17 protein-coding genes are annotated in these 17,636 nt (G+C 66.5%); 15 read left to right on the top strand and 2 right to left on the bottom strand.

Annotated elements, in window-relative coordinates:
- Positions 1-15: 15 nt before the first annotated feature.
- The 14 genes from rseP to WDLP6_RS12445 all read left to right on the top strand — a co-directional run bounded on the left by rseP (position 16) and on the right by WDLP6_RS12445 (position 15,676).
- Positions 16-1,389 (top strand): RIP metalloprotease RseP, encoded by a 1,374-nt coding sequence (gene rseP / locus WDLP6_RS12380; RefSeq protein WP_162595072.1) that lies wholly within the window; start codon positions 16-18, stop codon positions 1,387-1,389.
- Positions 1,390-1,427: 38 nt separating this feature from the next.
- Entirely contained in the window at positions 1,428-3,842 is a 2,415-nt protein-coding gene (gene bamA, locus WDLP6_RS12385) for an outer membrane protein assembly factor BamA (protein ID WP_162592573.1), read from the top strand.
- On the top strand, positions 3,842-4,405 hold the full coding sequence (locus WDLP6_RS12390) for an OmpH family outer membrane protein (RefSeq protein WP_162592574.1): 564 nt from the start codon (positions 3,842-3,844) through the stop codon (positions 4,403-4,405). Before bamA ends, WDLP6_RS12390 begins: the two co-directional genes overlap by 1 nt.
- A gap of 14 nt (positions 4,406-4,419) precedes the next feature.
- Complete coding sequence (gene lpxD / locus WDLP6_RS12395) at positions 4,420-5,406, top strand: UDP-3-O-(3-hydroxymyristoyl)glucosamine N-acyltransferase (protein ID WP_162592575.1); 987 nt, start codon at positions 4,420-4,422, stop codon at positions 5,404-5,406.
- Complete coding sequence (gene fabZ, locus WDLP6_RS12400) at positions 5,403-5,846, top strand: 3-hydroxyacyl-ACP dehydratase FabZ (protein ID WP_162592576.1); 444 nt, start codon at positions 5,403-5,405, stop codon at positions 5,844-5,846. Before lpxD ends, fabZ begins: the two co-directional genes overlap by 4 nt.
- A 13-nt stretch (positions 5,847-5,859) precedes the next feature.
- A complete protein-coding gene (gene lpxA / locus WDLP6_RS12405; protein WP_162592577.1) occupies positions 5,860-6,648 on the top strand; it encodes an acyl-ACP--UDP-N-acetylglucosamine O-acyltransferase in 789 nt (262 codons plus the stop codon).
- A 7-nt stretch (positions 6,649-6,655) separates the two neighbouring features.
- A complete protein-coding gene (gene lpxB / locus WDLP6_RS12410) occupies positions 6,656-7,801 on the top strand; it encodes a lipid-A-disaccharide synthase (protein ID WP_174259868.1) in 1,146 nt (381 codons plus the stop codon).
- Entirely contained in the window at positions 7,773-8,474 is a 702-nt protein-coding gene (gene rnhB, locus WDLP6_RS12415) for a ribonuclease HII (RefSeq protein ID WP_162592578.1), read from the top strand. The genes lpxB and rnhB overlap by 29 nt, the downstream gene beginning before the upstream one ends.
- A 58-nt stretch (positions 8,475-8,532) precedes the next feature.
- A complete protein-coding gene (locus WDLP6_RS12420; RefSeq protein WP_162592579.1) occupies positions 8,533-9,312 on the top strand; it encodes a TrmH family RNA methyltransferase in 780 nt (259 codons plus the stop codon).
- A gap of 137 nt (positions 9,313-9,449) precedes the next feature.
- The gene (gene carA, locus WDLP6_RS12425; protein WP_162592580.1) at positions 9,450-10,634 is read left to right on the top strand and encodes a glutamine-hydrolyzing carbamoyl-phosphate synthase small subunit; all 1,185 of its coding nucleotides are present in this window, start codon (positions 9,450-9,452) and stop codon (positions 10,632-10,634) included.
- Complete coding sequence (carB, locus tag WDLP6_RS12430; RefSeq protein ID WP_162592581.1) at positions 10,627-13,863, top strand: carbamoyl-phosphate synthase large subunit; 3,237 nt, start codon at positions 10,627-10,629, stop codon at positions 13,861-13,863. The genes carA and carB overlap by 8 nt, the downstream gene beginning before the upstream one ends.
- Positions 13,864-13,873: 10 nt before the next feature.
- Complete coding sequence (locus WDLP6_RS12435) at positions 13,874-14,743, top strand: Kdo hydroxylase family protein (protein WP_162567455.1); 870 nt, start codon at positions 13,874-13,876, stop codon at positions 14,741-14,743.
- A 63-nt stretch (positions 14,744-14,806) separates the two neighbouring features.
- Positions 14,807-15,283 (top strand): transcription elongation factor GreA, encoded by a 477-nt coding sequence (gene greA, locus WDLP6_RS12440; RefSeq protein WP_162567457.1) that lies wholly within the window; start codon positions 14,807-14,809, stop codon positions 15,281-15,283.
- 57 nt (positions 15,284-15,340) lie between these two features.
- On the top strand, positions 15,341-15,676 hold the full coding sequence (locus WDLP6_RS12445; protein WP_162592582.1) for a DUF4149 domain-containing protein: 336 nt from the start codon (positions 15,341-15,343) through the stop codon (positions 15,674-15,676).
- On the opposite strand, the gene WDLP6_RS12450 is transcribed toward WDLP6_RS12445, so the two are convergent.
- Both WDLP6_RS12450 and WDLP6_RS12455 read right to left on the bottom strand, forming a co-directional pair.
- Positions 15,677-16,396 (bottom strand): glycosyltransferase, encoded by a 720-nt coding sequence (locus tag WDLP6_RS12450; RefSeq protein WP_162595074.1) that lies wholly within the window; start codon positions 16,394-16,396, stop codon positions 15,677-15,679.
- Between the two features lie 59 nt (positions 16,397-16,455).
- The gene (locus WDLP6_RS12455; protein ID WP_162592583.1) at positions 16,456-16,935 is read right to left on the bottom strand and encodes a YhbY family RNA-binding protein; all 480 of its coding nucleotides are present in this window, start codon (positions 16,933-16,935) and stop codon (positions 16,456-16,458) included.
- 20 nt (positions 16,936-16,955) lie between these two features.
- Here WDLP6_RS12455 and WDLP6_RS12460 point away from each other — a divergent pair, with 20 nt between their 5' ends.
- The gene (locus tag WDLP6_RS12460) at positions 16,956-17,624 is read left to right on the top strand and encodes an RlmE family RNA methyltransferase (RefSeq protein ID WP_162592584.1); all 669 of its coding nucleotides are present in this window, start codon (positions 16,956-16,958) and stop codon (positions 17,622-17,624) included.
- Positions 17,625-17,636: the final 12 nt, after the last annotated feature.

The following is a 17,636-nucleotide window of genomic DNA, read 5'->3' on the forward strand; positions in this document are numbered from 1 at the left end:
CAACTTCCGGAGATCCTGATGCTCACAGTCATCGCCTTCATCGTGGCACTCGGCGTGCTGATCGCCGTGCACGAGTACGGCCACTACCGGGTGGCCGTGGCCTGCGGCGTCAAGGTGCTGCGCTTTTCGATCGGCTTCGGCAAGACCCTGTATCGCTGGCAACCCAGGCGCCAGCATGCGGGGCAAAGCACCGAGTTCGTGATCGGCGCCTTTCCGTTCGGCGGCTACGTGAAGATGCTCGACGAGCGCGAAGGCCCGGTCGCGCCCGAGGAGCGCCATCTCGCCTTCAACACGCAGCCCTTGCGCTCGCGCGCCGCGATCGTGGCCGCCGGCCCGATCGCCAACCTGCTGCTCGCAGTGCTGCTTTACACGCTGGTCAACTGGATCGGTGTGCAGGAACCCGTCGCCGCGCTCGCGCGGCCGGTGGCGGCCTCGCTGGCCGAGCAGGCGGGTCTGCATGGCGGCGAGCACATCACGCGCGCCGGTTTCGACGGCGACCTGGAACCGGTGCAGTCCTTCGAGGACCTGCGCTGGCGCATGACGCGCGGCGCGCTCGACGGCCGCGACCTGACGCTCGAGATCGCCGGCGACGGCGGCCGGCCGGCGCGCCAGCTGGTGTTGCCCTTGAGCCGCATCGAAGCCAAGGATGCCGATGCGCAGATGTTCCGCAAGATCGGCATCATCGCGCCGCTGAGCCGTCCCGAGATCGGCGAAGTGATGCCCGGCGGCGCGGCGGCGCGCGCGGGCCTTCGCAGCGGCGACCTCGTGCAGTCGGTCGGTGCCACGGACATCGTCGATGGACAGCAACTGCGCGAGGTGATCCGCAGTTCCGTCGAAGGCGGCCAAGCGCACAGGCAGATGTGGCAGGTCGAGCGCGCGGGCCACATCATCCCCATCGAGGTCGCGCCCGATGTGCGCGTGGAAGGAACGGCCAAGGTCGGCCGCATCGGTGCCTATGTCGGCGCATTGCCCGAGACCGTCACCGTGCGGCAGGGCCCGATCGACGGCGTCTGGCGCGGCACGGTCCGCACCTGGGAGGTCTCGGCCCTCACCGTGCGGATGATGGGCAGGATGGTCGTCGGCGAAGCCTCGCTCAGGAACCTGAGCGGGCCACTGACCATCGCCGACTACGCCGGCAAGTCCGCGAGCATGGGCTTCACGCAATACCTGTTGTTCCTGGCACTCATCAGCGTGAGCCTCGGGGTGCTGAATCTCATGCCGCTGCCGGTCCTCGATGGAGGTCACCTGATGTATTATCTTTGGGAGGGCCTGACCGGCAAAAGCGTCTCCGACGCATGGATGGAACGGCTTCAGCGCGGCGGGGTGGCGCTGCTGCTTGTCATGATGTCGATTGCACTCTTCAACGACGTGACGCGGCTCTTTGGTTAACTTTCCGCCGGCCCTTTGCGCGCTGGCTCAATTCACAGATGAACACATCATTCAGTCGCTTTCGCCTGCGTAGCGTCGCCGCGGTGATCGCCGGTGCACTGGCTGCCACGGCAGCCTGGGCCGTCGAGCCCTTCACGATTCGCGACATCCGGGTCGAAGGCCTGCAGCGCGTGGAGCCCGGCACGATCTTCGCCTCGCTGCCCGTGCGCGTCGGCGACACCTACAACGACGAGCGCGGCTCGGCGGCGATCCGTGCGCTGTTCGACCTGGGGCTCTTCAAGGATGTGCGCATCGACGTCAGCGGCAACGTGCTGGTGGTGATCGTCGAAGAGCGGCCGACCATCGCCGATGTCGACTTCGTCGGCACCAAGGAGTTCGACAAGGCCGCGCTGCAAAAGGCGCTGCGCGAGGTCGGGCTGACCGATGGCCGCCCCTACGACAAGGCGCTGACCGACCGCGCGGAGCAGGAGCTCAAGCGCCAGTACGTCAGCCACAGCCTTTACAACGCCCAGGTCGTCACCACCGTCACGCCGATCGAGCGCAACCGCGTCAACCTCACCTTCACCGTGACCGAGGGCGAGGCCGCGCGCATCCGCGAAGTGCACGTCGTCGGCAACAAGGCCTTCAGCGAATCCACGCTGCTCGACCTGTTCGACCAGGACGCCGGCGGCTGGCTGAGCTGGTACACCAAATCCAACCAGTACTCGCGCGCCAAGCTCAACGCCGACCTCGAGACGCTGCGCTCCTACTACCTCACCCGCGGCTACCTCGAGTTCCGCATCGACTCGACGCAGGTCGCCCTCTCGCCCGACCGCAAGGACCTGTCGGTCACCGTGAACATCACCGAAGGCGAGAAGTTCGTCGTTGCCGGCGTCAAGCTCGCCGGCAACTACCTCGGGCGCGACGACGAGTTCAAGTCGCTGGTGACCATCAAGCCCGGCGAGCCCTACAACGGCGAGGACGTGACGGCGACCACCAAGGCCTTCACCGACTACTTCGGCACCTTCGGCTATGCGTTCGCACGCGTCCAGGCCGAGCCCGAGATCGACCGCGTCAACAACCGCGTCTCGCTGACCCTGCAGGGTGAACCTGCACGCCGTGTCTACGTGCGACGCGTGATCGTGAGCGGCAACAACCGCACGCGCGACGAAGTGATCCGCCGCGAATTCCGCCAGTACGAGGCGTCCTGGTATGACGGCGACAAGATCAAGCTGTCGCGCGACCGCGTCGACCGGCTGGGCTTCTTCACCGAGGTCAACGTCGACACGCAGGAAGTCCCGGGCTCGCCCGACCAGGTCGATCTGACCATCAGCGTGACCGAGAAGCCGACCGGCACCTTGCAACTGGGCGCCGGCTTCTCCAGTGCCGACAAGGTGTCGCTCACCTTCGGCATCTCGCAGGAGAACGTGTTCGGCTCGGGCAACTTCCTGGGCGTGCAGGTCAATACCAGCCACTATGCCCGCACGCTCTCGGTGACTGCCACCGACCCGTACTTCACCAAGGACGGCATCTCGCGCAGCTTCAGCCTCTACCACACGACCACACGGCCCTACTACAGTGCCGACGGCGACTATCAACTGGTCAACGACGGCGCGAGCATCCGTTTCGGCGTGCCGTTCAGCGAAGTCGATACCGTCTTCTTCGGCGCCGGCATCGAGCGCTACCACTTCAACCCCGGCACCAACTTCACGTTCCTCGTGCCCAACGCCTACCAGACCTATTTCGGCTGCACGGCGAATGCGTTCGACATCATCACGTCCTGTTCGAAGGACAACATCTGGGGCATTCCCCTGACCGTCGGCTGGTCGCGCGACGATCGCGACAGCGCACTCGTGCCGACGAAGGGGCGCCTGCAGCGCGCCAACCTCGAGGTCGGTGTGGGGGGCGACATGCGGTACTTCAAGTCCAGCTACCAGTACCAGCAATTCTTCCCGATCAACAAGCAATACACCGCCTCGATCAACGGCGAGGTGGGCTACGGCAAGGCGATCGGCAACAAGGCGTTCCCGATCTTCAAGAACTTCTATGCGGGCGGCCTCGGTTCGGTCCGCGGCTTCGAGCAGAACTCGCTCGGCCCCAAGGACGTTCCGCTGCTGGGCCAGACGGACGGCGCCGCACTCGGCGGCACCAAGAAGGCCATCTTCAACGCCGAACTCAGCACGCCGTTCCCCGGCGCGGGCAACGACCGCACGCTGCGCCTCTACGGCTTCTTCGACGCCGGCAACGTGTTCGGCGACCGTCAGCCGTACGTCACCGATGCGCAATGGAAGGCCCAGCAGAAGATCCGCGCCTCCATCGGCCTGGGTGTCAGCTGGATCTCGCCGCTCGGACCCCTGCGGCTGGCCTACGCGATCCCGATCCGCTACCAGAAGGAGGACGACTCCGACCTGCTGCACCCGATCGCGAAGGATAGAATTCAACGCGTGCAATTCCAGATCGGAACCTCTTTCTAATGAACCTCTTGCTTCGCGCCGCCGGTGCACTGCTGATTCCCGCCTGCGCGCTCATTGCGGCGCCTGTTCACGCGCAGCCACAGCCGCAGGAAACCTTTCGCATCGGCTTCGTGAATCCCGATCGTGTGCTGCGCGAGGCCCAGCCGGCCAAGGCGGCGCAGGCCAAGCTCGAGGCCGAATTCCTGAAGCGCGAAAAGGATCTCACGGCGCAAGGCGACGCGCTCAAGGCGGCCTCCGAGAAGTTCGACCGCGAGGCGCCCACGCTGTCCGATAGCCAGCGTGCTGCGCGCCAGCGCACCCTGATCGACCAGGACCGCGACTTCCAGCGCCGCCGCCGCGAGTTCCAGGAAGATCTGAATGCGCGCAAGAACGAAGAGCTTCAGCAGGTCTATGAGCGCGCGAACCGCGTGGTGAAGCAGGTGGCCGAGGCCGAGAAGTACGACGCGATCCTGCAGGAAGCGATCTACATCAATCCCAAGCACGACATCACCGACAAGGTGATCAAGGCGCTGAACGCTTCTTCCGCCACGCCTCCTTCATCATCCCCTGCCAGCGGCAAGTAACGCCGCGAATCGGCGTGGCACTGCGGCTCGGCGCGATCATCGAAGCCCTCGGGGGCGAACTGCAGGGCGACCCTGCGCTGTCCATCGAGCGGCTCGCGCCGCTCCAAACGGCTGAGGCCGATGCCCTCAGTTTCCTGAGTCATCCCAAGTACCGCAAGGAGCTCGCGGCCTCGCGGGCCGGGTGCGTGATCGTCTCGCCTGCGATGCGGGAGGCCGCGGCCGCGCGCGGCGCGTTCATCGCGACGGCCGATCCGTACCTGTATTTCGCCCGCCTCACGCAGCTCTGGAAGAAGACGCATGCGGTGGCCGAGACACAGCGCATCCATCCCAGCGCAGTGATCGATTCCCAGGCGCACGTCGCTTCCGACGCCCGCATCGGCGCGCTGTGCGTCGTCGAGCGGGGCGCGCGCATCGGTGCCGGGACTGTGCTGAAGTCCAGGGTGACGGTCAGCGAGGACTGCGTCATCGGCGCGCGCTGCCTCCTGCATCCGGGCGTGGTGATCGGTGCCGATGGTTTCGGGCTGGCGCCGCACGAAGGCGCGTGGGTCAAGATCGAGCAGCTCGGCGCGGTGCGCATCGGTGACGATGTGGAGATCGGCGCCAACACCTGCATCGATCGCGGCGCGCTCGAGGACACGGTGATCGAGGATGGCGTCAAGCTCGACAACCTGATCCAGATCGGCCACAACGTGCGCGTCGGCAAGCACACGGCGATGGCCGGCTGCGTCGGCGTGGCGGGCAGCGCCGTCATCGGCGCCCATTGCACCATCGGCGGCGGCGCCATCGTGCTCGGGCACCTGGCCCTGGCGGACGGCGTGCACATCTCGGCGGCGACCGTGGTCACGCGATCGATCCACAAGCCGGGCCAGTACACAGGCATGTTTCCCATCGACGACAATGCGGCCTGGGAGAAAAACGCCGCCACGCTCAAGCAATTGCATGGGTTGAGGGAGCGTTTGAAGGCACTCGAAAAAGCGACGAAACAGGATCCGCAACCATGAAGCTCGACATCCATCAAATTCTCAAACTGCTGCCGCACCGCTATCCGTTCCTGCTGGTGGACCGCGTGCTCGAGATGGAAAAGGGCAAGCGGATCACTGCGCTCAAGAACGTGACGATGAACGAGCCCTTCTTCAACGGCCATTTCCCGCACCGCCCGGTAATGCCTGGCGTGTTGATGCTCGAAGCGATGGCGCAGGCCGCAGCGCTGCTGTCCTTTCATTCGCTCGACATCGTTCCGGACGACAACACGGTGTATTACTTCGCCGCCATCGACGGTGCGCGCTTCAAGCGGCCGGTGGAGCCGGGCGACCAGCTCACGCTCGAGGTCGAGATCGAGCGCATGAAGGCCGGCATTTCCAAGTTCAAGGGGCGTGCGCTGGTCGGCAGCGAGCTGGCGTGCGAAGCCACCCTGATGTGCGCCATGCGCCAGATCAGCTGATGCTCCGGCCGGCATGACCCAGGTTCATTCGACGGCCATCGTCGATCCGAAGGCGCAGCTCGACACCTCGGTCACGGTAGGCCCCTACACCGTGATCGGCCCCGACGTGAAGATCGGTGCGGGCACCACCGTCGGCGCGCACTGCGTGATCGAAGGCCGCACCACCATCGGGCGCGACAGCCGTATCTTTCAGTTCTCGTCGCTCGGCGCCGTGCCGCAGGACAAGAAGTACGCGGGCGAGCCGACCCAGCTCGAGATCGGCGACCGCAACACCGTCCGCGAGTTCTGCACCTTCAACATCGGCGTGCCCGGGGCCGGCGGCGTCACGCGCGTAGGCCATGACAACTGGATCATGGCGTACACCCACATCGCACACGACTGCCAGGTCGGCAATCACACCACGCTCGCCAACAACACGACACTCGCCGGCCACGTGCATCTGGGCGACTGGGTGACGATCGGCGGCTTGACGGGCATCCACCAGTTCGTGTCGATCGGTGCGCACGCGATGGTCGGCTTCGCCAGCGCAGTCTCGCAGGACGTGCCGCCCTTCATGCTGGTCGACGGCAATCCGCTCGCCGTGCGCGGCTTCAATGTGGTCGGTCTGCGGCGTCGTGATTTCTCCGCGGCACGGATCGCGGCAGTGAAGCAGATGCATCGGCTGCTCTATCGCCAGGGCAAGACGCTCGAAGAAGCCCGCACCGCAATCGATGCCCTCGCAACCGAAGTGCCGGAGTCGGCGGGTGATGTCGCGCTGATGAGCGGCTTCCTGACCCACGCTACGCGCGGCATTGCGCGTTGAACGAGCGATGACCGCTGCGGCACGCCAGTTCGCGCTGGTCGCGGGCGAGCCTTCGGGCGACCTGCTGGCCGGCTTGCTGCTCGACGGGCTGCGGGCGCGTTGGCCCGACATGCAGGCGGCCGGGATCGGCGGCCCGCAGATGCTTGCGCGCGGCTTCGAAAGCTGGTGGCCGCAGGACAAGCTCGCCGTGCGCGGCTACGTCGAGGTGCTGCGCCACTATGCCGAGATCGCCGGCATCCGGCGTCAATTGCGGGCGCGCCTCCTGCGCGAGTGGCCGCAGCTCTTCATCGGCGTCGATGCGCCGGATTTCAACCTGGACCTCGAAGCCGCGCTGCGCAGCCGCGGCATGAAGACGGTCCATTTCGTCTGCCCGTCGATCTGGGCCTGGCGGCCGGAGCGCGCCGAGAAGCTGCGCGCGGCGGCCAGCCATGTGCTGTGTATCTTTCCCTTCGAGCCCGCATTGCTCGCGGCGCAGGGCATCGCGGCCAGCTACGTCGGCCATCCGCTGGCCGACGTGGTTCCAATGACGCCGGACCAGGCCGGTGCCCGTGCGGCGCTCGGTCTCGGCGCGCACGAGCAGGTCGTCGCGCTGCTGCCCGGCAGCCGGCGCTCCGAAGTGCGCTATCTCGCCGCGCGCTTCTTCGCGGCCGCAGCGCTGATGCACAAGGCGCAGCCCGCGCTCAGGTTCATCGCGCCCATCCTGCCCGGCCTGCGGGCCGAGGTCGAGCAGCTGCTGCAGGCCAGCGGCATGACGGGCCGCGTCACGCTGCTCGACGGCCAGTCGCATGCCGCGCTGGCCGCCTGCGACGTCACCCTGATCGCCAGCGGCACCGCGACGCTGGAGGCGGCGCTGTTCAAGCGGCCGATGGTGATCGCCTACAACATGAACCGGCTGTCGTGGCGGCTGATGCACCGCCAGCAGTTGCAGCCATGGGTCGGCCTGCCGAACATCCTGTGCGGCGACTTCGTGGTGCCGGAACTGCTGCAGGAGGCGGCTACGCCCGAGGCGCTGTGCGAGGCCACGTTGGCCTGGCTGGCTTCGCCGGACAAGGTTCACGCCTTGCAACAACGTTTTTGCGCGCTGCATGCCGAATTGCAGCGCGATACGCCGACACTGTGCGCCGATGCGATCCAGAAAGTTCTTGAAGGCTGAGCAGGCCCAGCTGATGTGGGATGCCCCCGGGCTCCTGGCCGGCGTGGACGAGGCCGGCCGCGGCCCGCTGGCCGGCCCGGTCGTGGCCGCGGCCGTGATCCTCGACGACCAGCGGCCGATCCGCGGCCTGGCCGATTCCAAGACCCTGACCGCGCTGCAGCGCGAGCGTCTCAACGAGCAGATCCTCGCCCGCGCGCTGTGCTGTTCGGTCGCACAGGCCAGCGTCGAGGAGATCGACACCCACAACATCCTCCAGGCCACGATGCTGGCGATGCGGCGCGCCGTCGAGGGCCTGCGGCTGAAGCCGGCCAAGGTGCTGGTCGACGGCAATCGCTTGCCGACGCTGGACGTGCTGGCCGAAGCCATCGTGCAAGGCGACGCGCGGGTCAAGGCGATCTCGGCCGCATCGATCCTGGCCAAGGTGCATCGCGACAAGTTGTGTGCAGAGCTGCACGCCGAATTTCCCCACTACGGCTTTGCTGCCCACAAGGGCTATGGCACGCCCGAGCATCTCGAAGCGCTGCTGCGTCATGGCGCCTGCGTGCATCACCGTCGATCGTTCAGTCCGGTTGCCGCGGCCCTCGCCAGGACGGCGGCCCAGGCCGACATGTCGATGGCGGCGAGCATCGAGGTGCGGGTCGAAACCCGCGTCGACGTCCGGACCGCGCCATGAGCGCCGCCCGGCCGCCCGAAGGCGCTCGCACCGCAGCCCGCAGGGCGGAGGTCGTCTTATGAGTGTCGGCGAGGTTGACCGCGTCACTTCCCGCGACAACTCGCTGCTGAAGGAATTGCGCAAGCTGGCGCAGGACCCGGGCGGCTATCGCAAGGCCGGCCGCATCTGGCTCGAGGGCGACCATCTGTGCCGGGCCGCGCGCGAACGCGGGCTGCGGCCGGCGGTCGCGGTGTTCGCCGAGTCCGTCTGGCCGAGCGCACGGGTGGAATGGGCGGATGTCGCCGACAGGACGGTCGTGATCGCCGACGCATTGCTCGCCGGCGTGAGTGGCTTGGGCTCGCCCGCGCCGATGGGCTTCGTCCTCGACGTCCCGGCACGGCCTTCGATCGCACCCGACGCGCCCACCGTGGTGCTCGACCGGCTGCAGGATGCCGGCAATGTGGGCTCCATCCTGCGCAGCGCGGCGGCCTTCGGGTTCACCCAGGTCATCGCGCTCAAGGGCACCGCGGCACTGTGGGCGCCCAAGGTGCTGCGCGCCGGCATGGGTGCGCATTTCGGCCTGCGGCTGATCGAAGGCGTCGAGATCGATGCGCTCGATGCGCTGGCCGTGCCCTGCATCGCGACCAGCTCGCACCGCGGTGAATGGCTTCACGAGGCCCGGTTGCCGTTTCCATGCGCCTGGCTGATGGGCCATGAAGGGCAGGGCGTCGGCGCCGCGCTCGAGGCCCGTGCCGCCCGCCACGTGCGCATCGCCCAGCCGGGCGGCGAGGAGTCGCTCAACGTCGCCGCGGCCGCGGCAATTTGCCTGCATGCGAGCGCCACCGCGGCGGGTTCTTGAGGCGCCGCCGGCTATAATCAAGGGCTTTCCCGCTCACACCCCGCCCACAGCGCACGCAAGCCAACTCCTCGACGAAAGTCGCGCCGCCCGAGTCCTCTCTTGGGTTCGCTTTGGGCGTCATCCATCCGGAGATCCCAGTGCTTTTGTCTCTCAAGGGAAATTTCCCGCCCGCCATCCTGGCGCTTGCAGACGGCACGGTCTTTCTCGGCAACTCGATCGGTGCCACCGGCGCCACGACCGGCGAAGTGGTGTTCAACACCGCCATGACCGGTTACCAGGAAATCCTGACCGACCCGAGCTATTGCCAGCAGATCGTCACGCTCACGTATCCGCACATCGGCAACTATGGCGTCAACGAGGAAGACATCGAATCCGGCAGGATCCAGGCCGCGGGCCTGGTCATCAAGGACCTGCCGCTGCTCGCATCGAACTTTCGCTCCGGCGCCACGCTGAACGAGTACCTGGTGCGCGGCAACACCGTCGCCATCGCCAACATCGACACGCGCCGGCTCACGCGGCATCTGCGCACGCAGGGCGCGCAGAACGGCAGCATCCGCGGACTGGCGCAGGGCGAAGCCGTGACGCAGGCGCTGATCGACCAGACCATCGCCGCCGCCAAGGCCGCGCCCAGCATGTCCGGACTCGACCTCGCCAAGGTGGTGTCGGTCGCGGAAACCTATGAATGGACGCAGACCGAATGGAAGCTCGGCGCGGGCTATGGCGTGCAGATCACGCCCAAGTTCCACGTCGTCGCCTACGACTACGGCGTCAAGAAGAACATCCTGCGCATGATCGCCCAGCGCGGCGCGCGCATCACGGTCGTGCCCGCGCAAACGTCCGCGGCCGACGTGCTCAAGCTGCGGCCCGACGGCATCTTCCTGGCCAATGGCCCGGGCGACCCGGAACCCTGCGACTACGCCATCGAAGCCACGCGCGAACTGATCGACACCGGCATCCCGGTCTTCGGCATCTGCCTCGGCCACCAGATCATGGCGCTGGCCTCCGGCGCGAAGACGTTCAAGATGAAGTTCGGCCACCACGGGGCGAACCATCCGGTGAAGGACCTGGACAACGGCCGCGTGAGCATCACCAGCCAGAACCACGGCTTCGCGGTCGACGAGAAGACCTTGCCGGACAACCTGCGGCCCACCCACATCAGCCTGTTCGACAACACTTTGCAGGGCTTGGCGCGCACCGACCGGCCGGCGTTCTGCTTCCAGGGCCATCCCGAGGCCTCGCCGGGTCCGCACGACATCGGCTATCTCTTCGACCGCTTCACGGCACTCATGCAAAGTCACAAGGAAGGCCAGAAGAATGCCTAAGCGCAGCGACCTCCAGAGCATCCTCATCATCGGCGCCGGCCCGATCATCATCGGCCAGGCCTGCGAGTTCGACTACTCCGGCGTGCAGGCCTGCAAGGCCCTGCGCGAGGAGGGCTACAAGGTCATCCTGATCAACAGCAATCCGGCCACGATCATGACCGACCCGGCCACCGCCGATGTCATCTACATCGAGCCGATCACCTGGCAGACGGTCGAGAAGATCATCGCCAAGGAACGCCCCGACGCCATCCTGCCGACCATGGGCGGACAGACCGCGCTCAACTGCGCGCTCGACCTCTGGCGCAACGGTGTGCTCGACAAGTACGAGGTCGAGCTGATCGGCGCCACGCCCGAAGCCATCGACAAGGCCGAGGACCGCCTGAAGTTCAAGGACGCGATGACCAAGATCGGCCTGGGCTCGGCGCGCTCGGGCATTGCGCATTCGCTGGAGGATGCCTGGGCGGTGCAGAAGACGGTCGGCTTCCCGGTCGTGATCCGGCCCAGCTTCACGCTCGGCGGCACCGGCGGCGGCATCGCCTACAACCCCGAAGAGTTCGAGACCATCTGCAAGCGCGGCCTGGAAGCCTCGCCCACCAACGAGCTGTTGATCGAGGAATCGCTGCTCGGCTGGAAAGAGTTCGAGATGGAGGTCGTGCGCGACAAGGCCGACAACTGCATCATCGTCTGCTCGATCGAGAACCTCGACCCGATGGGCGTGCACACGGGCGACTCGATCACCGTGGCGCCTGCGCAGACGCTGTCGGACAAGGAATACCAGATTCTGCGCAACGCCTCGCTGGCCGTGCTGCGCGAGATCGGCGTCGACACCGGCGGCTCCAACGTGCAGTTCTCGATCAATCCGAAGGACGGCCGGATGGTCGTGATCGAGATGAATCCGCGCGTGTCGCGCTCGTCCGCGCTGGCCTCCAAGGCCACGGGCTTTCCGATCGCCAAGGTGGCGGCCAAGCTGGCCGTGGGCTACACGCTCGACGAACTGCGCAACGAGATCACCGGCGGCGCGACGCCGGCGAGCTTCGAGCCCAGCATCGACTACGTGGTCACCAAGATCCCGCGCTTCGCGTTCGAGAAGTTCCCGCAGGCCGATTCGCGCCTGACGACGCAGATGAAGTCGGTCGGCGAAGTGATGGCGATGGGCCGCACTTTCCAGGAGTCCTTCCAGAAGGCCTTGCGCGGACTCGAGGTCGGTGTCGACGGCCTCAACGAGAAGACGCAGGATCGCGAAGTGCTCGAAAAAGAACTGGGCGAGCCCGGCCCGGACCGCATCTGGTACGTCGGCGATGCCTTCGCGATGGGCTTGAGCGTGGACGAAGTGTTCGCGCTGACCAAGATCGATCCGTGGTTCCTGGTGCAGATCGAGGAGATCGTGAAGATCGAGCTGGAGCTTGAGACGAAGTCGCTCGACGACATCGATCGTGACACCTTGCTCGCGCTGAAGAAAAAGGGCTTCTCCGACCGCCGGCTCGCGCGCCAGTTGAAGACCACCGACGCCGCGGTCCGCGACAAGCGCCGTGCGCTCGGCGTGCGTCCGGTCTACAAGCGCGTGGACACCTGCGCGGCCGAGTTCGCGACCAACACCGCCTACATGTACTCGACCTACGAAGACGAGTGCGAGGCCGCGCCCACGGACAAGAAGAAGATCATGGTGCTCGGCGGCGGACCCAACCGCATCGGCCAGGGCATCGAGTTCGACTATTGCTGCGTGCATGCGGCACTCGCGATGCGCGAGGACGGCTACGAGACCATCATGGTCAACTGCAATCCCGAGACCGTCTCGACCGACTACGACACCAGCGACCGGCTGTACTTCGAGCCGCTTACGCTCGAGGACGTGCTGGAGATCGTCGACAAGGAAAAGCCGACCGGCGTGATCGTGCAGTACGGCGGCCAGACGCCGCTCAAGCTGGCGCTCGACCTCGAGGCCAATGGCGTGCCGATCATCGGCACCAGCCCCGACATGATCGACGCGGCCGAAGACCGCGAGCGCTTCCAGCAATTGCTGCATGAACTCGGACTGCGCCAGCCGCCCAACGCCACCGCGCGCACCGAGCCCGAGGCGCTCGAAAAGGCGGCCGCGCTGGGCTATCCGCTGGTCGTGCGCCCGAGCTACGTGCTCGGCGGCCGCGCGATGGAAATCGTGCACGAGCAGCGCGACCTCGAGCGCTACATGCGCGAGGCGGTCAAGGTCAGCAATGATTCGCCGGTGCTGCTGGACCGCTTCCTCAACGACGCGGTCGAATGCGACGTCGACTGCCTGCGCGATGCCGATGGCGCCACCCTGATCGGTGGCGTGATGGAGCACATCGAGCAGGCCGGCGTGCACTCGGGCGACTCGGCCTGCTCGCTGCCGCCCTACAGCCTCAAGGCTGAGACGATCGCCGAGCTGAAGCGCCAGAGCGCGGCGATGGCCAAGGCGCTCAACGTCGTCGGCCTCATGAACGTGCAGTTCGCGATCCAGGAAAAGGACGGGCAGGACGTTATCTACGTGCTCGAAGTGAACCCGCGCGCATCACGCACCGTGCCTTTCGTGAGCAAGGCCACCGGCATCCAGCTTGCCAAGGTCGCGGCGCGCTGCATGGCGGGCCAGTCGCTGGCCTCGCAAGGCATCACGCGCGAGGTCACACCGCCCTACTTCAGCGTCAAGGAGGCGGTGTTCCCCTTCGTCAAGTTCCCCGGCGTCGACACCATCCTCGGGCCGGAAATGAAATCGACCGGCGAGGTGATGGGCGTGGGCAAGACTTTCGGCGAGGCCTTCGTGAAGTCGCAGCTCGGCGCCGGCACGCACCTACCGAAGTCGGGCAAGGTCTTCGTCTCGGTCAAGAACAACGACAAGCCGCGTGCGGTGGAGGTGGCGCGCGGACTGGCCGCGCTGGGCTTCGAGCTCATCGCGACCAAGGGCACGGCGGCGGCGATCAACGCGGCGGGCATCACCTGCGCGGTGGTCAACAAGGTCACCGAGGGCCGGCCGCACATCGTCGACATGATCAAGAACAGGGAGATCGCGCTGGTCATCAACACGGTGGAAGAACGCCGCAACGCGATCACCGATTCGCGGCAGATCCGTACCTCGGCGCTGCTGGCCCGCGTGACCACTTTCACCACCATCTTCGGTGCCGAAGCGGCTGTCGAAGGCATGCGGCACATGGACGAACTGGGCGTGATCTCCATCCAGGAGATGCACGAACAGCTCGCCCAGCTCGTGCTGGCGTAGGCATTCGCCGATGGCAACCCAGCTCGTCGAACTCGACCTGGCCGACTGGGGTGCCGCGGCGCCGAACGAGGCCTGGATCGCCGCGCTCGAAGCCGGCAAGGTGCTCTATTTTCCGCGCCTGGGCTTCGAGCTGCTGCCTGCCGAGCGTGCGCTGCTTGCGCCTTCGGTGCTGTCGCCCGAGGTCCGCAACATCAGCCTCGATGCGAACGGGCGGCTCAAGGGCGTGGCCGGCGACGAGGCGATGCAGCGCGCGGTCGCGGCGATGGTCGGGCGCTTCCGGGCGCAGGCGCAGCAGCTGATCCACGGACTGCTGCCGCACTACACGCCGGCGCTGCGCCTGGCGCCGACCAGCTACCGGCCCGCACAGGTCGAAACGCGCGTGCAGTCGTGGCGCGCCGACGATCGCCGCCTGCACGTCGACTCGTTCCCGTCGCGGCCCAACTACGGCGAGCGCATCCTGCGCGTGTTCACCAACGTCAACCCCGAAGGCGCGCCGCGCGTGTGGCGCGTCGGCGAGCCCTTCGAGACGGTGGCGCGGCGCTTCCTGCCGCGCGCCAAGCCTTACTCGCGCATCCAGGCCCGGCTGCTGCGCGCGCTGCGCGTGACCAAGTCGCTGCGCAGCGAGTACGACCATCTGATGCTCCAGCTGCACGATGGCATGAAGTCGGACCTCGATTACCAGAAGAGCGCCGAGCAGGAGACCGTGCCCTTTCCCGCGGGCTCGGTGTGGGTGTGTTTCTCGGACCAGACCTCGCACGCCGTGATGTCCGGGCAGTACATGCTCGAGCAGACGCTGCACCTGCCCGCCGCAAGGCAATACAATCCGGATTCGAGCCCGCTCGCCATCCTGAGCCGGCTGACCGGACGCTCGCTCGTCTGATCTTCTCTCCCTTCGACCGCCGAACGGCATCGTTCGGCGGTTTCGCTTTATGGAGCAAACAACGTGGCAACCATTCCCATCACCAAGCGCGGCGCAGAGAAGCTGCGCGAAGAACTTCACCGGCTCAAGACCGTCGATCGGCCGTGGGTGATCAACTCGATCGCTGAAGCCCGGGCCCAGGGTGACCTCAGCGAGAACGCCGAGTACGAGGTCGCCAAGGACCGTCAGGGCTTCATCGAGGGCCGCATCCAGGACATCGAAGGCAAGCTGTCGGCCGCTCAGATCATCGATCCGTCCGGGCTCGATGCGGGCGGCAAGGTCGTCTTCGGTTCCACGGTCGAGCTCGAGGAAGAGAAGACCGGTGAAGCGGTCAAATACCAGATCGTGGGCGAGGACGAGGCCGACCTGAAGCTTGGGCTCATCAACGTGTCCAGCCCGATCGCGCGCGCGCTGATCGGCAAGGAGGAGGGCGATACCGCCGAGGTGCAGGCGCCCGGCGGCGTGAAGCACTACGAGATCGTCAAGGTCAGCTACCTCTGACGGAGAGCGCATGAAGGCTCGGATCGCGCTGATGCTGGCCGCCTTTTGGTGGTGCCGATGCTGTTCGCGCGCCTCGGCAACCCGGTCGTCGCGGGTAATTTCGCTGGCGAGCTGTTCGCCGCGCAGACCTGGATCGCACTCGGCTGCGGGCTGGTGCTGCTGGTCCACGCCCGGGCCGGCGCCGGCGCATCCATCGATGGCCCTGCGCGCACCACGATTTCCCTGACCGTGATCGCGCTGCTGCTGGCCCTGCTGCAGCAGTATGCGGTGGCACCTCACATCCTCGCGCGCGAGAACCTCAGGCTCTGGCATGGCCTCGGCAGCGGCATGTACTTGGGCCAATGGGTCTGTGCGGGCATTCTCTTGTGGCGGATGGGCCGCCGGACTGCCTGATCAGGCCTTCCAGAACTGGGTGATCCAGCGCGCCGGCCGGATGAAGCGAAAGCGCCGGTTGCGCCGGCCCGCCAGCGCGTCCGGCGGATTGCATTCCCCGTGAAAGACCACGATGCGCGCATCCGGCGGCACGAAGGGTTCGCGCCAGTAGTTGGTGGGCCAGGTCGGGATGCCGTGGTACTTGAAGCTCGGGCACCACGCTTCGGGCCAGTAGGCGAGCTGCCCCTTGCGGTACATGAAGTCCGACAGGTAGGTCTGCTCGTTGCGGTACTGCGCCTGCACCGCGTCCATGTTCGCGCGGAAATGCGCCAGCACGTCGGGATGCGCACCCAGCTCGAAGCGATAGACCGAGGAGTTCCCCGTGATGCGGCGGCGGCGCCAGGGCCGTTCGTAGTCGTGGATGATCAGGAATTCGCCGGGCTGCTCGAAGAAGGCATCGAGGCTGCCGACCACGACCACGTCGAGGTCGACGAAGAGCGCCGTGCCGCGCAGGCCGTGCAGGTCCTGCTCGAAGGTGGTGAGCTTCTTCCATGCGCGGTCCACCTGTCCCGGCGCGAGTTCCAGGTCGAGCGGCGGAATCGGGAAACAGCGGACCTCGCTGCGGATGCCTTCGCTGTCGTCGGTCAGGCAGACGAAGCTGAATTCGCCGCTCAGATGGCGCCGCACCATCGCATAGAGGCGATTGACGTAGTCGGGGCCGTACTTGGTGCCCCACTTCATGCACAGCACGTGCCGGGTCGCTGGCGCAACCCCAGGCTTCGTCTCCACGGCCGTCACTGTCAGTCGGCCTGTCGGCGCTTCTTGACCGACAGCGGCCTCTTGGCCTTGGCGCGCTTGACGGTGCCGCCCGGCGTGAGCCGCTGGTTGCCGAGCACGCGCAGGGTCTTGATCTCGGGGCGCTGGCCGCCGCGTTTGCTGTATTTGAGCACCTTGACGTCGCGCGGGCCGGGCATGCGGTCCTCGTCGACGGCGCGTTCCTTGTCGGGCACCGGCCGCCAGAGGACCAGCAGCTTGCCGATGTGCTGGATCGGCGCGGCGTCCAGTTCGTCGGCGAGCGTCTGCAGCATGGCTTCGCGTGCCGTCCGGTCGTCGGAAAAGACGCGCACCTTGATCAGGCCGTGGGCCTTGAGGGCGGCATCGGTCTCCTTCTTGACGGCCGGCGTCAGTCCGTCGCCGCCGATCATGACGATCGGATCCAGATGGTGCGCTTCGGAGCGGTGCACCTTGCGCTGCGCGGGGGTCAGTTGAATGGCGGGCATCCCCGTATTATCGAGTGTCAATGAACCCCAAACCGAAAAGCAAGAAGGTCAACAAGGCATGGCTGCATGACCACATCAACGACCCGTATGTGAAACTGGCCACGCGGGAGGGTTATCGGGCGCGCGCCGCCTACAAGCTCAAGGAGATCGATGAGACGCTGGGCCTGATCAAGCCCGGACAGCTGGTGATCGATCTGGGCTCGACGCCGGGCGCCTGGAGCCAGTATGTGCGGCGCAGGCTGTCGCCGACGGGTGCGGCGGTCGGCGAACTCGCGGGCACGATCATCGCGCTGGACATGCTGCCGATGGAGCCGATCGAGGGCGTGCTTTTTCTTCAGGGCGATTTCCGCGAGGCCGAGGTGCTGGAGCGGCTCGAGCGCGCCATGGGTGGCCGGCTCGCCGATGTGGTGGTTTCCGACATGGCGCCCAACCTCTCGGGCATCGAATCGGCCGACGCGGCACGCATCGCGCACCTGGTGGAGCTTGCGATCGACTTTGCGCAGCACCACATGAAGCCTGAAGGCGCACTGGTCGCCAAGCTGTTCCATGGCAGCGGCTACAGCGAGCTGACGAAGCTTTTCAAGGACAACTTCCGCGTCGTCAAGCCGATGAAGCCCAAGGCCTCGCGCGACAAATCGTCCGAGACCTTCATGGTGGGCATGGGAATCAAAAGGGCGGATACGAATTGATACGCCGGCGCG

The organism is Variovorax sp. PBL-E5, assembly GCF_901827185.1.
Lineage (GTDB): Bacteria > Pseudomonadota > Gammaproteobacteria > Burkholderiales > Burkholderiaceae_C > Variovorax.